Here is a 20,605-nt window from a genome sequence, read left to right as displayed (position 1 = left end):
TTGGGGGTGTTCTTCGCCGCGTCAAGAGACCCGGAGTCAGGTTTTGAGTTCCGATTGCCATCGCACCGCTGTGCTCACCGTCGGCGGTCTCTCCTACCGCTACCGGCCGCTTGACGAGCTGCTGCCGTCCGATCGGCTGCCGGGGCTTCCGTACGCCATGCGGATCCTGTTGGAGAACATCGCCCGCCGGGCACCCGAAGCCCTCCCGGAGGTTGCCGCGCGGGCGCTGGCGGGGAAGGGCGCCTGCGAGGTGCCGGTGCATCCGAACCGGATCATGCTGCACGACACCACGTGCCTGCCGGCCCTGGCCGACTTCGCGGCGATGCGCGACAGCGTCGCCGAACTCGGCGGTGACCCCGAGCGGCTGCAGCCGTCCATCCCGGTGGACCTGACCGTGGACCACTCCGTCATCGTCGAGGAGTACGGCCGCCCCGACGCCGTCGAGCGGAACCTGCTGATCGACTTCCGGCGCAACGGCGAGCGGTACGGGATGGTGAAGTGGGCCGAGGGCAGCGTGGACAATTTCCGCGTGGTCCCGCCCGGCACCGGCATCATCCACCAGGTCAACATGGAGGCCCTGGCGCAGGTGGTGTGCGTGACGGACCCGGATGACGACGGGCTGCCGGTCCTGCATCCGGACGTGCTGGTCGCCACCGACAGCCACACCCCGATGATCAACGCACTCGGCGTGGTCGGCTGGGGCGTCGGAGGCCTGGAGGGCCAGGCGGCCATGCTCGGCGAGCCGGTCACCATCCAGTACCCCGAGGTGGTCGGCGTCCGCCTCACCGGCCGGCTGAGCCCGGGTGTCGGCGCCACCGATCTCGCCCTGACCCTGACCGAACTGCTGCGTGCCGAAGGCGTGGTGAACAAGTTCGTCGAGTTCTGTGGTGACGGTGTCGCGCGCCTGGGCTGGGCGGAGCGCGCCGCGGTCTCCAACATGGCACCCGAGTACGGGGCGACCTGTGTCTTCTTTCCGTACGACGACGAGACCGCCGCCTACCTCCGGCTCAGCGGCCGGGACGAGGAGCACGTCCGGCTGGTCGACGCCTACCTCACCGCTCAGGGCCTCAAGCGCACCGACGACGGCACCGAGCCTCGCTACGACCAGGTCATCGACCTGGACCTCGGCATGGTCGAACCCAGCCTGGCCGGGCCCAGCCTGCCCCACCAGCGGGTGCCGCTGTCGTCCGTACCGGAGTCCTACCGGCTTGCCGCGCGACCCGCCGACAACTACGCCGTGGAGACAGGCGAGTTCGACGAACCGCTGCCGGAAGGCCCGATCGCCATCGCCGCGATCACCAGCTGCACCAACACCGCCAACCCCACGCTGGTCGTGCAGGCCGGGCTCCTCGCCGAGCGGGCGGTGGCGGCCGGCCTGACCGCCAAGCCCTGGGTGAAGACCTCCCTCTCCCCCGGCTCACGGGTCGTCGAAGATTACCTCCGCGCGGCCGATCTGCTGCCCGCACTGGAGAAGACCGGCTTCCACATCGTCGGCTTCGGCTGCATGACCTGCATCGGCAACTCCGGCCCCCTGCACCCGCAGATGGAGCGGCTCGCCGCGAAGAACGCCGTCGAACCCGTCGCCGTGCTCTCCGGCAACCGCAACTTCGCCGGCCGCGTCAACCCACGGATCTCCCTGTCCTACCTGGCCTCCCCGCCGCTGGTCGTCGCCTACGCCCTGGCCGGCTCGATCCTGCACGACTTCGACCAAGAGCCTCTGGGCACGGGCACCGACGGCACCCCCGTCCACCTCAAGGATCTGTGGCCCTCCGACGAAGAAGTCGCCGCGCGGGTGAGGGAGTTCGTACGCCCGGAGATGTTCCGGGACAACGCCTCCCGCATCCGGCAGGGCACCCCGGCCTGGCAACAGATCCAGGCCCCCGCCGGCACCCACTTCCCCTGGGACCCGGACTCCACCTACATACGCCGGCCTCCGCATCTGACGGGCCTGTCACCGGAACCTCCGGTCCGACTGCGCCTTGACCGGGCCAGGCTCCTGCTGCACCTGGGCGACGACGTCACCACCGACCACATCTCCCCGGCCGGCGCCATCCCCGCCACCAGCGCCGCGGGCCACTGGCTGACCAGACGCGGCACCGCCCGGCGCGACCTCAACCAGTACTCCACCCGCCGCAGCAACCACGAGGTGATGCTGCGCGGCGCCTTCACCAACGCGACCGTCACCAACCTGCTGCTCCCGGACCAGCCGGCGCCGGGCGGACACGCATACGCCGCCGACCGCTCGTCCGTCCTCCCCGCGTACGAGGCGGCCGCCACCCACCGGGACGCCGGGCACGCCCTGGTCGTGGTCGCCGGCCGCAACTACGGCGCCGGCTCCAGCCGCGACTGGGCCGCCAAGGCCCAGGCACTGCTCGGGGTCCGGGCCGTCGTCGCCGAATCGTACGAGCGCATCCACCGGTCCAACCTGATCGGCATGGGCGTCCTGCCGATCGAGTTCGCCGACGGCGACAGCGGCTCGGCATACGGCCTCACCGGTGCGGAGGACCTCTCCTTCGAGGGGCTCGACGACCTGACGGTCGGCACCAACCGCCTCATGCTGCGCATCGGGAGGCCGGACGGCTCCGAGACGACCGCGGAGCTGAGGCTCAGGATCTTCTCCCGCCAGGAACTCGCCTACCTGCGGCACGGCGGCATTCTGCCCTACGTCGTCCGCCGGACGCTCAGCTCCTGAGCGAGGCGAGTTCGGAGCGCACACGCGGCTTCCGCGACCGGCTGCCGGACTCGCGGACGCCAGGGCGAGGCCGTCGGCCTCGCCCTCATCGACCCACGTCGTCGTCAGGCTTCCTGGCTCATCCCGGGAAACAGAGCGCGGACCCGCTCCGGGTCCGGCATGACGAACACTCCGTCGCCCGTGACCAGGGGTTTGGCGGGGTCGGCCTCGGTGACGATCGTTCCGTCGACGAAGACCTTACGGTCGTCGGTGCCGGTGACACGAGCGAAGATACGGAGCGGAGTCTCCAGCGGCACGGGGCGGTGGTAAGTCATCCGGAGAGAGACGGTCATGCCCGGCATTCCGGCCGTCGCGCAGGCACGCCCCATCAGCTCGTCGAGGAGCATCGCACTCATGCCTCCGTGCCCGTAACCGGGCGGGCCCTCGTGGGCGAGTCCGAGCGTGCACCGCCCGAGCAGGCCGTCGCCGGTGGACTCCACACGCACCGGCGGGGCCAGCGGGCTCCCAGCCCCGGTGACGGGACTGTACATGCGCGCCCCGACGGGGAATTCGTCGACCTCGGGGATCTCCGCCCGCCTCCGCTGCCGCCCGGTCAGTTCTCCGGCGACCTGGCGAACGCCGTCCGCCACTCGGTGGAGGGTCTCCGGGGAGGCCGCGGTGCGGACGGTGGCCTCCACCAGGGCGCGCAACTCGCGGCCCAGACGGGTGACAGCCGCCTTCCGGCGATCCAGGTCGTGCGCCGTCGTCTGCGGGTTGGGAGTGCCGGTGTCCGGCCGATCGGGCAGAGGTGTATACATCAGTCTTCTCAGAGAGGTGGGCGGGGCGGGATCCGGACGGTCTCCGTCATCCACCTGGACGGCTATGACAGCTGCTATAGCCGCGTTCACGCTAGACTATGACAGGCGTTATAGCCAGTCGGACGGGAAGGAGTCTCACAGGTGCCGAAGTCCAGCGGGTCGGCACGCGAGCGGATCGTGGCCGGCGCGGCCGACATGATCGGCCGACGCGGCCTGAACGCGACGAGCATCCGCGATACGGCCAAGCACTCCAGGGCACCGCTCGGCTCGACGTACCACTACTTTCCCGAGGGCAAGCAGCAGCTGGCGACGGAGGCCGTCCGCTACACCGGCGCATGGACGGCGCGCGTCCTGCGCGAGGAGCTGGCGGCGGGTCCGGTCGCCGGGTTGCAGGCCTTTCTCGCACTGTGGCGCAAGATCGTCGTGGACAGCGACTTCCGGGCTGGATGCCCTGTCCTCGCCGTCTCCATCGAGGAACCTGCCACCGACGAGACGCCCGCCGCGCTGGCGGCCGCCGCCGACGTCTTCACCGAGTGGGAGCGCCTCCTGGCCGACTCCCTTCATGCACACGGCGCCGAGCCGAAGCAGGCAACCCAGATCGCCACACTTGTCGTCGCGGCCGTCGAGGGGACGGTGGCGATGTGCCGCGCCCAGCGCACCACCCGGCCTCTCGACGACACTGCGGAGCAGTTGCGGGCGCTGGTCCTGGCCGCGATCGGCCAGTGACCTCAGCGCCCCGGGACGCCGGGGCGACATGGCCCGGCCGGCACCGGACCGGCGGGCCTCGGCCTCTCACCCCTCCAGGACGAAGATCGGCTTGTGGCCGGCCCGGTCGGAGGTCAGGACGGCGGGGATCTCGTCCCAGCCGTAGATTCCGCTGGTGACCAGCTCGGGGTGGAGCTTGCCGGCGGCCACCGCCTCCAGCGTCGGAGTCATGTTCGGCCGCGCGTGCCCCTTGCCGTTGTGGAAGTGGACGCCGCGCTGGTAGAGCGCGAGCAGGGGAAGCTGGACCTCTTCGAAGTAGATGCCGACGCTGTTGACGTGCCCCTCGGGCACGACCGACAGCAGCGCCTTGCGCAGCCGCTCGGGGTTACAGCTGGCGTCCACGGCGAGGTGGAAGTCCTTCTCCCGCTTGCCGTTGACGTCCTGGACCTCCGCGCCGAGGCGCTCGGCGACCTTCATGCGGACCGGGTCGTCGTCGTAGTAGACAGTGCGGGCACCCGCGCAGTGGACCGCCACGTCGACGCAGTACAGGCCGATGGAGCCGGTCCCGCCGAAGACCGCGACTTTCGGGTCGGGGATCCCGGCGACGGTGGGCATCACCGTCTCCCAGCCGAGGGCGAAGTTGTCGCCGATCGAGGCCAGGTGCACCGGATCGACACCGGCGGGCAGCGTGGCGAGGTTGAAGTCCGCGTAGGGAACCCGGATGAGTTCGTCGAAGGTGCCGCCCCAGGCACCGTTCACCGGAAGGCCGTACTGGGCGTCGCCGTGCAGGACACAGCGGGCGGTGTGTCCGAGCCTGCACTGCGCACAGGTGCCGCACGCGATATGCCACGCGACGCCGACGACGTCACCGACGGCGACGTCCGTGCAGTCGGGGCCGACCTCGACGACCGTGCCCACGCATTCGTGGCCGAGCGGGAACGGGCCGAATCCGGAGAACGGCGTCTTGTCTCCGATGACATGGTGGTCGAGATCGCACGTCGTGGCCGCGAGCGGGCGTACGAGCGCGTCCGTGCCGTCGACGACGGTGGGGGCGTCGACCTCGTCGAAGCGCAGTTGCCCCGGCGCGACGAACATCAGGCTCTTCATGGGAAAGCTCCTCGGTTGCGTGAGGTACCGGGCCGGCCGGCCGGTCCTGGATTCGGGTCAGACGGCGCCGGTGTCCGCGTCTCCGGCGGCGAGCGCGTCCAGGAAGACGGCGTCCGGCGGACCGGCCAGGGCTTGGGCCAGGGCGCCTCCGACCCCGCGCATCGCGTCACCCTTCAAGTGCGCGCCGAAGTCGTCCTGCGAGGCCCACTTCTCGATCACGACGAACTCGCCGGTGGTGCCCGCCTTGCGATGCAGCGCGTACCGCAGGCATCCCGGCTCCTCGTGCACCCTGGGCAACGCCGCCGTCAACGCCTTCTCGACCAGCTCTTCCTGGCCGGGCCTGGCGACCATCGTCGCTACGACGACTACCGGATCGGTCATGGCTTCACTCCTTTGCCGTATGACGCTCGTTATAATTATGACAGGTGTCCTAGTGCTCACGGCAACCAGGGGCCGAACCGGTGGGCGAAGCTCATGTCCGCGCCTTTTCCAGGGAGGCGAACGCGGCCGTCACGTACTGGTCGGTGCGGTCACTGCCGAGCAGTCCGGTGCCCATGCGATTCATGACGTACGAGATCGCCGCCTGGCGTTCGGTGTCGATCACGACCACCGATCCGCCCCATCCGGTCCAGAAACAGATCCGCCCGGACGGGAGATACGGCACCGCCGGCGACGGCAGCCCGAACCCGATGCCGAAACGCAGGTGTGCCCCGAGGACCAGGTCCGGGCCGTCGGTCTGCTGTCGGAAGATCTGGTCGACGGTCCGCGGTGACAGCAGGCGCATGCCGTCGAGCGTGCCGCCGCAGGCGATGACGGAGTGGATCCTGGCGAGCGACCGGGCGTTGCCGTGGCCGTTGGCCGCGCCGATCTCGGCGCGGCGCCACTGCGGGCGCCACGACTCCTCGGCACCGCCCACCGGGCCGGTGAAGGTACGCACCGCCACGCCGTTCGGATCGGCGCCCGCGAGGTCGCTGGACCGGAACGGCGGCGGTACGACATCGGCGACCCGGTCGAACTCGGAGTCCGGCAGTCCGATGTGGAAGTCGGCGCCGAACGGACCGGCGATCTCCTCGGCGACGAAACGGCCCAGGGTGCGCCCGTCGATCCGCCGGATCAACTCGCCGACCAGATGGCCGTAGTTGAGCAGGTGACAGCCGGATGCCGTGCCCGAGGGCCACCAGGGTGCCTGCGCGGCCAGCCGGGCCGTGGACGCCGGCACGTCGCAGACGTCCGCGACGGTCACCGGCCGGTCCCAGCCCGAGACGCCGGAGGTGTGTGACAGCAGATGCCGGACGAGCACGCCCTTCTTGCCGCCCGCGGCGAACTCCGGCCAGTACCGGGCCACCGAGGCGTCGACATCGAGCAGCCCGCGATCGACCAGGACCAGTGCCGCCAGGGAAGTCACCGTCTTCGTGCACGACCAGACGTTGGTGATCGTGTCGCGCCGCCACGGCACCATATGCCGCCGGTCCGCCCAGCCGCCCCACAGGTCTACCACGGACTCTCCGCCGACCACGACCGCGACCGAAGCGCCGAGTTCCTCCCCGGTGTCGAGGTTCTCGGACAGCCGTTCGGCCAGCTCCGCGAAGCGCGGGTCGTAGACCCCTTCGAGATCCGCCATGGTCAGCCCCCCGTCCGGAGGTCCTCGCCGGCCGGGCGCACCGCCGCACGCGGTACGCCGTGCAGTTCGCGACGGAGGCTCGCGCGGGCGATGTCGGTCGCGTCCAGCACATAGGTCTGGCGCATCCGCCAAGGGGCGCGGTGGCCCTGCCGGGGAAAGCTCCGGACGCCCCGCTGGACGTAGCCCGCCGCCAGTCCGATCATGGGCTCCTCGCGGACTCCGGACTCCGAGGGAACAGTGACCGCCGCGAGATCCGCGCGGCGCATGTGGTTGAGGATTCGGCACACCAGTCGTGCGGTGAGATCGGCTCGCATGGTCCAGGACAGGTTGACGTAGCCGAAGCAGAGCGCGAAGTTCGGCACGTCGCTGAGCATGGTGCCCCGCCACAGCAGGTGCCGCGCGGGCTCGACGGCCTTGCCGTCGACGCTCACGGCGACGTGACCGAACGCGAGCATGCGCAGCCCTGTGGCGGTCACCACGATGTCGGCCGACAGCACCTTGCCCGACCGCAGCACGATCCCCTCCGCGACGAACCGCTCGACGTGATCGGTGACCACGTCGGCCTTCCCGCGCTTGATCGCCTTGAACAGGTCCGCATCGGCCGTGATGCACACCCGCTGGTCCCACGGCGCGTACGACGGGGTGAAGTGCTCGCGCGCCGTGTCCGCGCCGATCCGCCGAGCGGCGGCGGCGGTCAACAGCGCCCGCGCCCGGTCGGGAAAACGCCTGCAGTAGTGGTAGAAGCCGTTGGAATAGGCCGCGTTGCGCGCCCTGATCAGCTGGTGCGCCCACCTCGCGGGCAACAACCGTCTGATCTTCGCGGCGAAACGGTCCCGTCTCGGCAACACGCTGATCCATGTCGGGGTCCGTTGCAGCATGGTCACCTTCGCCGCGTCCCGCGCCATCGCGGGGACCACCGTAATCGCGGTGGCGCCGCTGCCGATCACGACGACACGCTTGCCTGTGTGGTCGAGCCCCTCGGGCCAGAACTGCGGATGCACCACCCGGCCGGCGAACGACTCGAAGTCCGGGAACTCGGGTTCGTGGCCGCGTTCGTAGTCGTAGTAACCGGCGCACATGTAGAGGAACGAGCACGTCAGGGTGGATCGGTGCGACTCTCGTCCGCCGCCGCTCCGCTCGACGGTCACCGTCCAGCGGGCCGTCTCACCCGACCAGTCCGCGGCGACCACCTTGGCCGAGCAGCGGATGTGGCGGTCGATGCCGAACCGTTCCACGGTGCGCCGCAGATACTCCAGGATTTCGTCCCCGTCGGCCATGGAGTTCTCGCCGGTCCAGGGCTGGAACGGGAAGCTGAGGGTGTAGATGTCGGAGTCGGCCCGGACCCCCGGGTACCGGAACAGATCCCACGTCCCGCCCAGGGACTCACGGGCCTCCAGCACGGCGTACGACCGATCCGGGCACCGCGACTGAACCCGGTACGCGGCGTCGATACCGGAGATCCCCGCGCCGACGATCAGGACGTCCACATGGGCGGGCAGCGACTCGGAGTGTGGGGAACTGGTCATGGCACCCGAGTATCGAAGCGCCCGGACGGCTCCACTTGCCTCTGGGCGACAAGAATTTAACCCTGCACGACACTCGGGGAATGCGCGGCGCACCGGGCGTCACGACGGACCTGGGTGGGTGTCCGTCCGAACCAGCGGCGCACGGCACGGGTGAGCGCCGCCTGTCCGGCCAACTCGATCAGGGAGGCGACCTGCGAGAACGGCATGTCGGTTCCCGTCAGCAGCCGGTGCGCCGCCGTCCTGCGCACGTCGTCGACGATCGACTGGAACGAGGTGCCCTCCCGTGCCAGTCGCCGCTGCAGCGTGCGCGGATGCATGTGCAGCCACCCGGCGACAGTTTCGATCCGCGTGGGAACCGTGCCGAGCGCGCGCCCGACCGCCGACCGCACCGTGACCGTCACGCTCTCACGGGGATCGGTGTAGTGCGCCTCCAAATACTCCACGACCATGTGCCGCAGCTCGGGATTGACGGGGGTCGACATCGGCTGGGCGAAGAGTTTCGTCGGCACCCGCAGCAGGGCGCGTCCGGTACTGAACCGAACCGGCGCACCGAAGAACTCGGTGTACACCGACTCGTCCGCCAGAGGCGGATGAGGCATGTGGACCCCGAGCAACTCGTATCCACCGCTCATCGTGACGAGATTGCGGTGCAGCATCCCCAGCCCGGCGTCGATCGTCTGCGGCTCGTACGGGATGTCCGGACTCAGCATCCGGTACTCGACGGCTCCCACTCCCGCATAACGTTCGGGATCATCCGCGCGAGACAGGCGAATGCCCTGGTTGTGCACGAACAGGAACCGGGACGCGCAGTCCAGCCCCTCCCCTACCGTGTCACAGTTCCCGACCGCCAGAGCCAACGGGCCGAGCATCGACATGTCCTGGTATGCCGCCAGACGCAGACCGAAATCCGGGCACTTCAGCTTCTTCGTGGCCCTGCGCAGGATCCGACCGGCCGTCACCGTCGGCAACAACCCGTGGTCGGAGCCCAGATCGGCCGGAGTAACGCCGAACTCGGCCAACAGCTCGGCCCCGTCCCCACCGAGATCGTCAATCAGGCGATCGATACCCCGGATCGCGGCGGCGCGGATCTCCATCTGCATGGGCCAACGGTATCTTCGCCCGCTCGCAGTGGTTGCACTCACCGTGCAACGAGGTGGTGTCCTGCCTGACCACGGCGTTCTGCATCATTTTTTAGGCATTGCCGACAACAGGGCAGTACAGCGACCAAACACCATACGCTTCTGCCGTATCAAAGTGAGACGACCCCGGAAATCATTATTGTGCAATATTGGACGCACTTCGACAACGGATCTGGCGATCCATGTCAGTTTCGTGCGGCGAATCGCCTGGATTTCAATGGAGAACACCGTGCCTCGAACTCTCGGATTCATCGGAAGCGGGGCAATCGGCGCAGCCCTGGCCCGCCTGGCCGTCGCAGCGGGACTGGATGTCGTCCTCAGTAACTCGCGAGGACCCGAAACGCTCGCAGACCTGGTCGCCGAGCTGGGTGAGAACGTATCCGCGGCCACTCCCGCAGAGGCTGCCCTGGCCGGAGACCTGGTCGTGGCGACCATTCCGATGCATGCGTACGACAAGCTGCCCGCCGAGGCCCTGGCGGGCAAGATCGTGTTGGACACCTTGAACTACTACCCCGACCGTGACGGGCGGCTGCCGGAACTGGATGCGGACAACCTCACCTCCAGCGGACTGGTGCAGCGCCATCTCACGGATTCCCGCGTGGTGAAGGTGTTCAACAACATCGGTGCACGCCAGTTGTTCACCCTGGCCCGGCCCGTCGTCGCCGACGATCGCAGCGCCCTGCCGATCGCCGGCGACGACGGGGAGGCGAAAGAGGAAGCCACCCGGCTGCTGGACGTCCTGGGGTGGGACGCGGTGGACATCGGCCCGCTTTCCGAGAGCTGGCGCTGCGAGCCCAATTCCCCTGTCTATGTGACGCCCTATCTCGGAGAGGCTCCGGGCGAACTGGAGCCGGGGGACTGGTTCTCGTGGAGTCTGGAGAGTTCGGGCGGTGTCGTCCCCGCCGCGGAGGTGCGCGCACTGGTCGAGGCGGCGGTGCGCGGCCCGGCGGGCGGCAATCTGCCGCCCGGGGTCGAACCGGACATGATTTCCGGGCGGAGGCCCGAAGGAGCGTAGAAAGAATCTCGCGGCTCTGGGAGGAAGGCATGTCGGGACTGCTTGATGGGAAAGTGGCACTCGTCACGGGAGCCGCGAGCGGTATAGGCCGCGCGACCGTCGAGGCGTTCGTCGAGGAGGGCGCCCGCGTCACGGTGGTGGACATAGCCGTCGAGGAAGGGGAGGCGACGGTCGACCGTGTCGGCTCCGACAACGCGATTTTCGTCCGCGCCGATGTGTCGGACCTCGTGGCCATGGAGAACGCGGTCCGCAGGACGGTCCAGACGTGGGGGCGCCTCGATGTCGCGCACAACAACGCCGGCATCGAACACCTCGGCGCTGCGCTGGCCGAATGCGGCGTCGCCGACTGGGAGCGTGTCCTGCGGATCAACCTGACCGGCGTGTTCGTCTGCATGAAGGCGGAGATCCCGCAGATGGTGAGGACGGGTGGCGGCGTCATCGTCAACACCGCGTCCGTGGCCGGCCTGACCAGCGGGGTGGGCATGTCGGCGTACGTGGCCTCGAAACACGGCGTGGTGGGGCTGACCAAGGCGGCGGCCCTCGACTACGCGAAACAAGGGATACGTGTCAACGCCATCGCTCCCGGCCTCACGCGCACGGCGATGCTCGACGTGGCGATACGGAACGCCCCCGCGTCCGTCGAGGAGTTCAGCAAGTCGATCCCCATGGGACGGCCGGCCACGCCCCAGGAGATGGCCGAAGCAGTCGTCTGGTTGGCCTCCGACCGTTCCTCCTATGCCACGGGAGTGACGCTCCCCGTGGACGGCGGCTCGATCGTGCCGTAGGCGCTGCTGCGAAGACGTTTGGGCAGGGCTGCGGCCAGTGGCGCCGCAGCCCTGCTTCGCGGTGTCCGTCGACCGCGTGGACCTCCGGTCAGGTGATCGGGGGTACGTTCTGGTTCCGCCGGAAGAGGTTCGCGGGGTCGTACATGGTCTTGGTCTCCCGCAGGCGCGTCCAGGTCTTCTCGTCGTACGCCTGCCGGATCTTCTCTGCTTCCTCGTTGTCCAGGAAGTTGACGTACGCGCCCTCGGCGTAGTGGGGCGCCATCAGCTCCCCGGCCCGGCGGGCGTCGGCGAGGTTGGACTCGTCGTCCGCCGCGTCGTCCCAGCACTGGATGTGCACGTGGTTCCAGCGGCCGGTGCGCTTGGTGAAGGCCGTCGACTCGGGATCGACCTCGTTGGGCGCTCCGGCGATGGTGTTGAGCTCGCACTGCGTGCCCCCGGTGGCCCGTTCGGCGGAGGCGAGGAAGGCGTCGATGGCGGCGTCGTCCAGCTCGTCCAGGTAACCGGTCTTCCAGTACTGCCGGCTCCCGAAGGGGCCGGATCCGAGCTGGTCCACCATCTGCTGCTGGGCCGTGTAGGGCAGTGGCTGGATGAGGTCCAGCGCGGGCTCCGCGAAACGGCGCAGCGGTTCCAGGACCCGCTCTCCCTCGTCGAGGGGGCCGTTCCAGCACAGGAAGACGGCGTACACCTTGCTGCCGTGCAGCTCCGCCGGGAAGAGGGGGTTGTCCGGCACGGTGACGACCGCGGAGTTGATCCCGAGTTCCCGGGGCGAGTTCACCCCGAAGTCACGGTAGAAGCGGACGACCTCCCCGGCCTTCTCGAACGGCCACAGCACGGCGCCGCCGAGCACCGTCGGACCCACCGGATGCAGCTGGAACTCGAAGGACGTCACGACGCCGAAGTTGCCGCCGCCACCGCGGATCGCCCAGAACAGGTCGGGCTCGGCACTCTCACTCACGGTCCGGGGACGGCCGTCGGCGCAGACGATGTCCACCGAGCGGAGGTTGTCGAGGGTGAGCCCGTGCTTGCGGGTGAGCCATCCGTAACCGCCGCCCAGCGTGAGACCGGCCACCCCGGTCTCGGAGACGGCTCCGCCCGGGACCGCCAGCCCGTACAGCTGTGCCTCGTGGTCGAAGTCCCCCCAGGTGGCGCCGCCCTGGACGTGGGCCACGCGCCGCTCGGCGTCGACGCGTACGGCCTTCATCAGGGAGAGGTCGATCATCAGGTCGTTCTCGCCCACTGCGTGGCCCGTCACGCCGTGCGCGCCGCCGCGTACGGACGGGGACCATCCGCCCTCGCGGGCGAAGTCCACCGCGGCGCACACGTCCGCGGTGCCCGTCGCCCGCAGGATCAGGGCGGGGCGCGCGTCGTGCATGGCGTTCCAGATCGCGCGCGCGTCGTCGTAGCCTTCGTCGTTCGGACGCAGTATCGGGCCGCGGAATCGGCGGCGCAGTTCGGCCACGGTGTCGTCGTCCGGTACCCGTGACTCGGGAGCGGTCTTGGTCAACTGTCGTCTCCTCCGGTGATCAGGCCATGTTCGGAATCACGAAGTGCTGCGACCGGTCGGACGGTGCGCCGCTGGGCCACCGTTGTGTCACGGTCTTGGTCCGGGTGTAGAAGCGGATGGAGTCGGGGCCGTGCTGGTTCAGGTCACCGAACCCGGACCTCTTCCAGCCGCCGAAGGTGTGGTAGGCGATCGGCACCGGGATCGGCACGTTCACGCCGACCATGCCGACCTGGACCCGCTGGGCGAACTCGCGGGCCGTACGGCCGTCCCGGGTGAAGACGGCTCCCCCGTTGCCGTACTCGTGCTGGGAAGGAAGCCGTACCGCCTCCTCGAAGTCCGCGGCGCGCACGATCTGCAGCACGGGTCCGAAGATCTCCTCGCGGTAGCCGCGCATGTCCGGGGTGACCCGGTCGAAGAGGGTCGGGCCGGTGAAGAAGCCGCCCTCGTGGCCGGCGGGGCACTGGCCGCGCCCGTCCAGCACGAGTTCCGCGCCCTCCGACACGCCCAGCTCCACGTAGCCGTCGACGCGGGCGACCGCGTCCGCGCCCACCAGCGGGCCGAAGTCCGACCCGGGGTCGTCGGAGCGGCCGATCCGCAGTGCCTTGATCCGCTCCACCAGCTTGGGCAGGAGGCGTTCGGCCGTCTCCTCGCCGACCGGGACCACCACCGAGAGCGCCATGCAGCGTTCGCCGGCCGAGCCGTAGGCGGCGCCGACGATCGCGTCCGCCGCCTCGTCCAGGTCGGCGTCCGGCATGACCAGCGCGTGGTTCTTCGCGCCGCCGAAGCACTGGGCCCGTTTGCCGTGCCGGGCGGCGGTCTCGTAGACGTACTGGGCGATCAGGGTGGAGCCGACGAAGCCGACGGCGCGCACGCGGTCGTCCGTCAGCAGGACCTCGACGGCCTCGCGGTCCCCGTTGACGACGTTGAGGACGCCGGGTGGCAGTCCCGCCTCCAGGAACAGCTCGGCGAGCAGCAGCGGCACCGAGGGGTCGCGTTCGGAGGGCTTGAGTACGAAGGCGTTGCCGCAGGCGATGGCGGGCGCGGCCTTCCACAACGGGATCATCGCGGGGAAGTTGAACGGGGTGATCCCGGCGACCACGCCGAGGGGCTGGCGCAGGGAGTAGACGTCGATGCCGCCGCCCGCGCCGTGCGTGTGCTCGCCCTTGAGGAGGTGCGGGACACCGGCGGCGAACTCGACGACGTCCAGGCCCCGGCGGATGTCCCCCTCCGCGTCGGCGAGGGTCTTGCCGTGCTCGCCGGAGAGGGCCCGGGCGAGCTTGGTCATGTCCCGCTCGACGAGCTGCGCGAACCGCATGAGGACGCGGGCCCGGCGCTGCGGGTTCCACTCCGCCCAGTCCCGCTGGGCGCGTTCGGCGTCGGCGATGGCCGCGCGGGTCTCGGCGGCGTCCGCCAGGGCCACGTGTGCCTGGACCCGCCCGGTGTTGGGGTCGAAGACGTCGCCGAGGCGGCCCGAGGTGCCCGGCACGCGCTCTCCCCCGACGAAGTGCGGGATCACGGGGAGGGTGTTCGGGTCCGTGCTCATGGTGCCTCGATCTCGCTGCGGTCGACGATGGGATTGCGTACCGTGCCGATCCCCTCGACCTCGACCTCGACGACGTCTCCGGGGCGCAGGAACACCTGGGGGTCGCGGCCGGCGCCGATGCCGCCGGGTGTGCCGGTGGCGATCACATCGCCGGGCAGCAGGGTGACGGTGTCGGAGATGTACGAGATGATCTTCCCGACGTCGTGGATCAGGTCGCGGGTGTTGCCGTCCTGCATGACCTCGCCGTTGACCCGGGTGCGGACGCGCAGGGCCGCCGGAGAGATCTCGTCGGCTGTCACCAGGACCGGCCCGATCGGTCCGCTGCGGTCCGCGTTCTTGCCGACGGTGAACTGCGCGGTCTCCAGCTGTTTGCGGCGGGCGCTCAGGTCGTTGAACGCGGTGTAGCCGAGCACGTGGGCCGACGCGTCCTGGGGGGACACGTTCCAGGCACGGGTGCCGATCACGGCCGCGAGTTCGACCTCCCAGTCCAGCCCGGGTTCGTTCGGCGGGACCGGCACGGGGGTGCCGCCGGTGACCAGGGTGCTGGCCCAGCGGCCGAACACCATGGGGACCCGCGGCACGTCCAGGCCCGCCAGGGTCTTCGACTCACCGGCGTGCGAGTGGTAGTTGATACCCACGCAGAACACACGGGCGGTCTCCGGCACCGGGGGGACCTGTTCGAGATCGGCGAGCAGCAGCGCGGGCGGCCCGGGCTCGGTCCGCAACGCCGCCGCGGCATCGGCGTAGAACTCGTCGAGCGGGGCCACGGGGGCGACCTTGCCGTCGGTGACGGCGCCGATGTGCCGGCGGCCGTTCTCGGTGTACGCGATCAGGCGCATGTGGGGTTCCTGTCCTGTGGAGTGGGTCGGCGCGGCGCCTCGGTCACGAGTCCGTCTGCCTGCTGAGCAGGGCCATGTCGACGTATCCGGCCTCGCCGTGCTCGTCGACGTACACGCGTACCTTCTCCAGGATCGTCTCCGTGGGTTCCTCGAAGTCGACCTCCAGCAGGAAGCCCTGACGTGCCTTCAGGCCGGTCGGCCAGTACAGCTCGCAGCGGTTGCCTTCCGGGTCGTAGAAGTAGACGCCGATGGCGTTGCCGTGGGTCACCGTGTACTCGATGGGGACGTTCTGGGCCACGAGCCGCCGGTAGAAGCCGATGACGTCTTCGAGGGTCGGGCAGCGGAAGGAGATCTGCTGGAGCAGCATCGTGCCCCGGTCCGCCGTGCGGCCCGCGCAGAGCAGCAGTTCGTGGTGTTCGATCTCCGGCCGGGAGCTGAGAAAGTACAGACCGGCCTTCTCGTCGATGTCGCTGACCTGGAGACCCAGGGTGTCGCGGTAGAAGCGGAGTTGGGTGTCGACGTCGTGGACGAAGAGCCCCACGTGGGCGAGTTCCTCTATCTGTGGCATGGCGTGACCGTCCAAGGGTTGCGGGTGCCGGATCGAGTCAGTGGGCGATGTGCCCGATGTTGGTGTGGACGGCGCGGAAGTCGGACTCGTAGTCACGAGGCTTTCCGTCGCCGGCCATGATGGTGCTGAAGACCCGCCTGGTGTTCTCGCCCAGAAAGCCCCGGATCTCCTCGTCGGAGAAGCCCCGGTCGATGAGCGCGGCGGTCAGGACCGTGTAGCGGTCGCGGGTCATCAGCTCCGGGATGTGGTGCTGGTTGACCGGGCGGGGGGTGGCGGCGAGCTTCGCGTCGGAGATCTCGCCCTTCTGGAAGGTCACCGACTGCACGGGCCGGTTCTGCCCCTGGAAGTGCCCCCAGCCCTGGTACGGCTCCTCGAAGCCCAGCCCCACGCTCTGCGGGCCGGCGATCCGGGCGATGTACTCGATCTGGTCGACGAAGTGTGTCAGCTCCACCGGCTCGACGGGACGCACCAGTTGGCTGGCGGGCTGTACGGCGATGAGTCCGCCGCCCTCACCGAGCTTGCGCAGCACCTCGTCGGACTTGTTCTTCTCGTGCGGGGACAGGCCGTAGGCACAGGCGTGGCTCACGTAGACGGGCTTGGTGGCGATGTCGAGGACGTCCAGCGAAGTGCGTTCGTTGGCGTGCGCGATGTCGACGGCCATGCCGACCTCGTTCATGCGCTGGACGATCGCGCAGCCGAAGTGCGTGAGGCCGGACTCGTACCGCTCGTGGTGGGCGCTGCCGATGGCGTTGTGTCCGCGGACGACGACGGTCGAACTGCGTTCGCCGAGCCGGTGGAAGAAGTCGACGTCGCCGAGGGTGCGGAAGTGGTCGCCGAAGTGCAGGCTGATCAGCACCCCGATCCGGCCGCTGGCCCGGGCGAGTTCGAAGTCGGCACCCGTCGTGACGCGCAGGAGTTGGTCACGGTGGTCGTGCAGGACGGAGTTCCACGCGGCCAGCTGCCGCACGACGCCCGCATGGGGGTCGAGGCCCATGCAGAAGGTGGGGACGACGACCGCGTCCAGGTGTGCCTCCCGCCAGTCCGCGATGACCTGGTCGTTCACCTCGAAGGGGTCGAAGAGGAAGCGGTCGCCGCCGCCATGCGGTGAGCACGGCAATTCCGAGCCCTGGAGCAGGAAGGCTTCCCTGACCAGGGTCTCCGCCCGGGTCCGGGCTGACGACATCGGTACGATGGGCACGGAACTCTCCTTGGGGGAACGGCCGTCGGAAAGGAGCGGGTGCGCGGGAGGGTCAGGCGGTGGGCGTGCGTCCACCGAGGGCGTCGGTGGCACGGCTCGCGATCTCGCGGACCTGGCGGATGCGCTCATGCGCCTCCTGAGCGGAGGACGGTCCGGCGAATCCGTAGACGGTCAGGGCGAAGGCGACCGCGCCGTGCTCGTCGAAGACGGGGACGCTGATGAGCCGCGCGTCGCTCGGTGTGTCCTCGTCGTCGGACGGGTCGTAGGCCAGGTCGCCGAAGAGGCTGTACAGCTCGTCCCGTTCCACCGACGCCGGGTTGAGCGCCATGCGGTCCAGTGCCGAGGTGAGTTCCTGGTGTGCCTCGTTGCGCAGCGCCAGGGAGTACCCGCGGCGGCGTACTGCGGTCAGATGCTCGCGGTGGACGTCGCGGGCCCCGGCGGACGGCATCCTGGACAGCCACTCGTCGATGACATCGGCACCGCCCCAGGCGGCGAGGACCGAACCGGTCGGCGCCGAGAACGGCAGCCGCTGCCCGACGAGGGTGCCGGCGCCCTCGCCGCGCCGGGTGAAGCCCGCGCCGGCGATCACCGCGACCTCGTTCCCGTCGAGCGTGGTGGCGACGCAGTGCCCGCCGACCAGTGCCGCGAGGTCCTCGAAGTCGGTCCGGACCATCTCGACCGCCCGCAGGGCGGCGGCGAGCTGGCCGCGCGAGTCCAGGTCGGTGACGGAGTGCCGGGCGAACCGGCCGTACCCGCCCTGGAAGAACAGCAGCGGTGACGTGCCGGTGGACACGTCGAGGTCCAGTACCCGCCCGAGCACGATGTAGTGGTCGCCCGCCTCATGGACGGCTTCGAGTTCGCAGTCGATCCAGGCCACGACCTCGTCCAGGAGGGGCATGCCCGAACGGGTGCTGCCCACGGCGAGGCCGGCGAACTTGTCCTCGGCCCGGGAGGCGAACCTGCGGCAGACGTCCTCCTGGTCAGCGGCGAGCACGTTGACGCAGAACCGGCCCGCGCGTTCGATCCGGGGCCAGCTCGTGGAGCTCTTGTCGGGGAAGAACGCCACCATCGGCGGGGACAGCGACACCGAGGTGAAGGATCCCACCACGAACCCGGCGCGTTCTCCGTCGGGACCGGCCGCGGTGATGACGCACACGCCGGTCGGGTACTGCCCGAGGACCTGGCGGAACCACGAGGGGTCCGACGCCCGCTCGGCGGGGATCGTGTCAGCGGCCACGGCCGCGATGTCAGAGGGCACGGTAGACACCCGCCTCGGGGTCGGTGGGCAGGCCGAGGAGGACCTTGCCCGCGGTCTCGGTGTGGAAGTCCCAGTCACCGCTGTTGTGGTTGAGCAGCACCGCCATGTCCCGCTTGATGCGGTCGAGTTCGGAGCCGCTGCGGAACATGCTGCCGCCACTCACCCGGGTCACCAGCTCGACCGCCTCCGCGGCCTGTGCGATCGCCCCGACCGAGCTGAGCCGGAAGTAGGCGCGGCGCTCCAGCTCCGGGTCGCCCGTATGGGCCGCGTAGTGCTCGCGGGCCTCGTCCGCCTGGGAGCGGGCCAGAAGGGTCGCGATCTGCACGGCGTGGGCCGCCCGCGCGTACCGGCTGTGCGTGAGCGGGGCCTCGGCCAGCGGACCGCCGTTCACGGGCCGCTGGCGCCTGCCGACGATGTCATCGCGGAAGACATCGAGCGCGCGCTGCGCCGACCCGATCGCGAACGCCGGATGGAAGATGCCCGCGGCCCGGTAGAAGGGCATCCGCAGCAGCGAGTGCTGGGGGCGCAGGAGAGCTCCGGGGCTCTCCGTCCCGTGGAAGACATGCGTCGGGATGATGTGGTGCTCCGGGACGAACACCCCCTCCGCGCTGACGTCGTTGCTGCCGGTCGCCCGCATCCCGGTGGTGTGCCAGACGTCGAGGATCTCGAGGTCGCCGATCGGGAGGAGACAGACGTAGCGGTTCGCGGGCCGTCCCTCGACCGGCTCCACAGGGACGTCGAGCAGGCACCAGCCGGAGTGCAAGATGCCGCTGCAGAAGTCCCACCGTCCGCTCACCCGGAGGCCGCCGTCGACGTGTTCGCCCTTGGTGCCGGGCAGCGGGTGGAAACTCCCTGCGGACAGCGCGTAGTTGCGGTCGGCGTAGACCTCGCGCTGTGTCTCGATCGGGAACCGGCCGAGCGCGGCGTTATGGAACGCGAGGAACGTCGCGGTCCAGGCCGTCGCGGTGCAGGCCTGGCCCAGCAGCAGCGCGAGTTCGAACAGGGCGTCTATCTGGAGTTCGGCGCCGCCGAACTCGGCCGGCGCGTGCATCGCGAACACGCCGGCCTCGGTGAGGTCCCGGACGGTCGCCTCGGGCAGGCGGCACAGTTCCTCCGCCTCGGCCGCGCGAGCCCGGATGTTCGGTAGCAACGCCCTGACCCGGTCCAGCAGTTCATCGGTCGCGGTGCGTCCGTCCGGACGGTTGCCGGCGTCGGCCGACGGCCGGGTGTCGTGCGCACCTTCACTCGTCTTCAACATGGCAGCACCGTAAGTCTTTCAGGGGGGTTGGATACGTCTCGATGTGGTACGGCATGATTCGCGGGGTTCAGGCAGCGACGGCGACCCGGAGTCAGCACGAGGCCAGGCGCTCGCGCAGGAACCGCACGACGTGCGTGGTGGCACGCTGCGCCGCTGTCATGTGAGGAAAGCCGTGCCACGTGTGCAGGACGCCGCCCCAGATCTCCAGCGCCACCGGCACGCCCGCGCTCCGCAGCCCGGCCGCGACGCCCCGGGCGTCGTCCAGGAGGATCTCCGTGTCCCCGGCCTGCACCAGACTCGGCGGGATTCCCGCGAGGTCGTTCGCCAGCGGCGACACGGCGTGGGCGTCCGCACCCGCGAGGAAGCTCGCGAGACCTCGCGCGAGGCCCTCCCGTGAAGTGAACCTCTCGCCTTCCGCGTTGGTCTCGTGGCTGGCCCCGGACAGCGTGAAGTCGGCCAACGGCGAGAGAAGTACGAGTCCAGCGGGCCGGGGCAGTCCGATCCGGTGAGCCCGTTGCAGACACAGCAGTGCGAGCCCGCCGCCCGCCGACTCCCCGCTCACCACGAGCGAGTTCGGGTCCACCCCGGAGCGGAGCAGTGCTTCGTACACGGCGACACCGTCGTCCACGGCGGCGGGATACGGGTTCTCCGGAGCGAGCCGGTAGTCGACCGACACGGTCCGCCCCCGGATGCCGGTCGCGACCCCGGACAGGAACAGCCGGTCGTCCGGTGGGGCGCCGAGCATGAACCCGCCGCCGTGAAGGTGCAGGAGGACGGGCCCAGCCGGAGGTGCGCCGTCGGCCGTGACGACCTCGGCCGGCACACCGCCGAACGCGGCCTGAGCGATCCGGACCCCGGCCGGCGGCCCCTCCCCCAGCCGTGTCGCCATCATGCGCCCCGTGACCGCGCGGACCTCGGTCAGGTCCGCGCAGTCCCGGGTCCGGCGCTTCAGCTCACGGGTCCACTCCACGGCACGCGCGAGTTCCGCCTCCGCCGCGACGCCCTGCGCCGGGATCACCGTCGCCACCTGGTCGTCGGGGAGCATCGATG

18 protein-coding genes are annotated in these 20,605 nt (G+C 70.0%); 4 read left to right on the top strand and 14 right to left on the bottom strand.

Going from position 1 to position 20,605, the window contains the following annotated elements:
• Window positions 1–70: 70 nt before the first annotated feature.
• Window positions 71–2,692, top strand: a complete 2,622-nt coding sequence (acnA, locus tag AB0D74_RS15945) for an aconitate hydratase AcnA (protein ID WP_362585858.1) — start codon at window positions 71–73, stop codon at window positions 2,690–2,692.
• 104 nt (window positions 2,693–2,796) lie between these two features.
• Here acnA and AB0D74_RS15940 read toward each other — a convergent pair whose 3' ends face one another.
• Window positions 2,797–3,489: a PaaI family thioesterase gene (locus AB0D74_RS15940; protein ID WP_362585855.1), complete on the bottom strand. Its 693-nt coding sequence runs from the start codon at window positions 3,487–3,489 to the stop codon at window positions 2,797–2,799.
• A gap of 141 nt (window positions 3,490–3,630) precedes the next feature.
• Between AB0D74_RS15940 and AB0D74_RS15935 the strand changes: the two genes are divergently transcribed.
• Window positions 3,631–4,215 carry a TetR/AcrR family transcriptional regulator gene (locus AB0D74_RS15935; protein WP_362585852.1) on the top strand — a complete coding sequence of 195 codons (585 nt, stop codon included), beginning with the start codon at window positions 3,631–3,633 and terminating at the stop codon, window positions 4,213–4,215.
• Between the two features lie 66 nt (window positions 4,216–4,281).
• On the opposite strand, the gene AB0D74_RS15930 is transcribed toward AB0D74_RS15935, so the two are convergent.
• The 5 genes from AB0D74_RS15930 to AB0D74_RS15910 form a co-directional block, all read right to left on the bottom strand.
• The gene (locus AB0D74_RS15930) at window positions 4,282–5,301 is read right to left on the bottom strand and encodes an alcohol dehydrogenase catalytic domain-containing protein (protein ID WP_362585849.1); all 1,020 of its coding nucleotides are present in this window, start codon (window positions 5,299–5,301) and stop codon (window positions 4,282–4,284) included.
• Between the two features lie 57 nt (window positions 5,302–5,358).
• Window positions 5,359–5,682, bottom strand: a complete 324-nt coding sequence (locus AB0D74_RS15925) for an antibiotic biosynthesis monooxygenase family protein (RefSeq protein ID WP_362585846.1) — start codon at window positions 5,680–5,682, stop codon at window positions 5,359–5,361.
• Between the two features lie 91 nt (window positions 5,683–5,773).
• Entirely contained in the window at window positions 5,774–6,922 is a 1,149-nt protein-coding gene (locus tag AB0D74_RS15920; protein ID WP_362585843.1) for a serine hydrolase domain-containing protein, read from the bottom strand.
• Window positions 6,923–6,924: 2 nt separating this feature from the next.
• Window positions 6,925–8,448, bottom strand: coding sequence for an NAD(P)/FAD-dependent oxidoreductase (locus AB0D74_RS15915; protein WP_362585840.1), 1,524 nt, complete (start codon window positions 8,446–8,448; stop codon window positions 6,925–6,927).
• Between the two features lie 56 nt (window positions 8,449–8,504).
• Window positions 8,505–9,548, bottom strand: a complete 1,044-nt coding sequence (locus tag AB0D74_RS15910) for an AraC family transcriptional regulator (protein ID WP_362585837.1) — start codon at window positions 9,546–9,548, stop codon at window positions 8,505–8,507.
• A gap of 256 nt (window positions 9,549–9,804) precedes the next feature.
• Here AB0D74_RS15910 and AB0D74_RS15905 point away from each other — a divergent pair, with 256 nt between their 5' ends.
• Complete coding sequence (locus AB0D74_RS15905) at window positions 9,805–10,602, top strand: NAD(P)-binding domain-containing protein (RefSeq protein ID WP_362585834.1); 798 nt, start codon at window positions 9,805–9,807, stop codon at window positions 10,600–10,602.
• 53 nt (window positions 10,603–10,655) lie between these two features.
• Window positions 10,656–11,387, top strand: a complete 732-nt coding sequence (locus tag AB0D74_RS15900) for a glucose 1-dehydrogenase (protein ID WP_362585831.1) — start codon at window positions 10,656–10,658, stop codon at window positions 11,385–11,387.
• A gap of 88 nt (window positions 11,388–11,475) precedes the next feature.
• Here the strand turns inward: AB0D74_RS15900 and AB0D74_RS15895 are convergent, their stop codons facing one another.
• The 8 genes from AB0D74_RS15895 to AB0D74_RS15860 all read right to left on the bottom strand — a co-directional run bounded on the left by AB0D74_RS15895 (window position 11,476) and on the right by AB0D74_RS15860 (window position 20,600).
• Window positions 11,476–12,891 (bottom strand): FAD-binding oxidoreductase, encoded by a 1,416-nt coding sequence (locus AB0D74_RS15895; protein WP_362585828.1) that lies wholly within the window; start codon window positions 12,889–12,891, stop codon window positions 11,476–11,478.
• 19 nt (window positions 12,892–12,910) lie between these two features.
• Window positions 12,911–14,434 carry a CoA-acylating methylmalonate-semialdehyde dehydrogenase gene (locus tag AB0D74_RS15890; RefSeq protein ID WP_362585825.1) on the bottom strand — a complete coding sequence of 508 codons (1,524 nt, stop codon included), beginning with the start codon at window positions 14,432–14,434 and terminating at the stop codon, window positions 12,911–12,913.
• Complete coding sequence (locus tag AB0D74_RS15885; protein WP_362585823.1) at window positions 14,431–15,273, bottom strand: fumarylacetoacetate hydrolase family protein; 843 nt, start codon at window positions 15,271–15,273, stop codon at window positions 14,431–14,433. Before AB0D74_RS15885 ends, AB0D74_RS15890 begins: the two co-directional genes overlap by 4 nt.
• Before the next feature lie 43 nt (window positions 15,274–15,316).
• On the bottom strand, window positions 15,317–15,841 hold the full coding sequence (locus AB0D74_RS15880; protein WP_362585820.1) for a VOC family protein: 525 nt from the start codon (window positions 15,839–15,841) through the stop codon (window positions 15,317–15,319).
• A 37-nt stretch (window positions 15,842–15,878) separates the two neighbouring features.
• A complete protein-coding gene (locus tag AB0D74_RS15875; RefSeq protein WP_362585817.1) occupies window positions 15,879–17,039 on the bottom strand; it encodes a membrane dipeptidase in 1,161 nt (386 codons plus the stop codon).
• A gap of 52 nt (window positions 17,040–17,091) precedes the next feature.
• Complete coding sequence (locus tag AB0D74_RS15870) at window positions 17,092–18,297, bottom strand: flavin reductase (RefSeq protein WP_362585814.1); 1,206 nt, start codon at window positions 18,295–18,297, stop codon at window positions 17,092–17,094.
• On the bottom strand, window positions 18,287–19,555 hold the full coding sequence (locus AB0D74_RS15865) for an acyl-CoA dehydrogenase family protein (protein ID WP_362585811.1): 1,269 nt from the start codon (window positions 19,553–19,555) through the stop codon (window positions 18,287–18,289). Before AB0D74_RS15865 ends, AB0D74_RS15870 begins: the two co-directional genes overlap by 11 nt.
• A gap of 91 nt (window positions 19,556–19,646) precedes the next feature.
• Window positions 19,647–20,600: an alpha/beta hydrolase gene (locus AB0D74_RS15860; protein WP_362585808.1), complete on the bottom strand. Its 954-nt coding sequence runs from the start codon at window positions 20,598–20,600 to the stop codon at window positions 19,647–19,649.
• Window positions 20,601–20,605: the final 5 nt, after the last annotated feature.

Origin of the sequence: Streptomyces sp. NPDC048278 (assembly GCF_040652195.1) — a bacterium.
In the GTDB taxonomy this organism is placed as follows: Bacteria; Actinomycetota; Actinomycetes; order Streptomycetales; family Streptomycetaceae; genus Streptomyces.
This window is presented reverse-complemented; position numbering and strand designations above follow the sequence as displayed.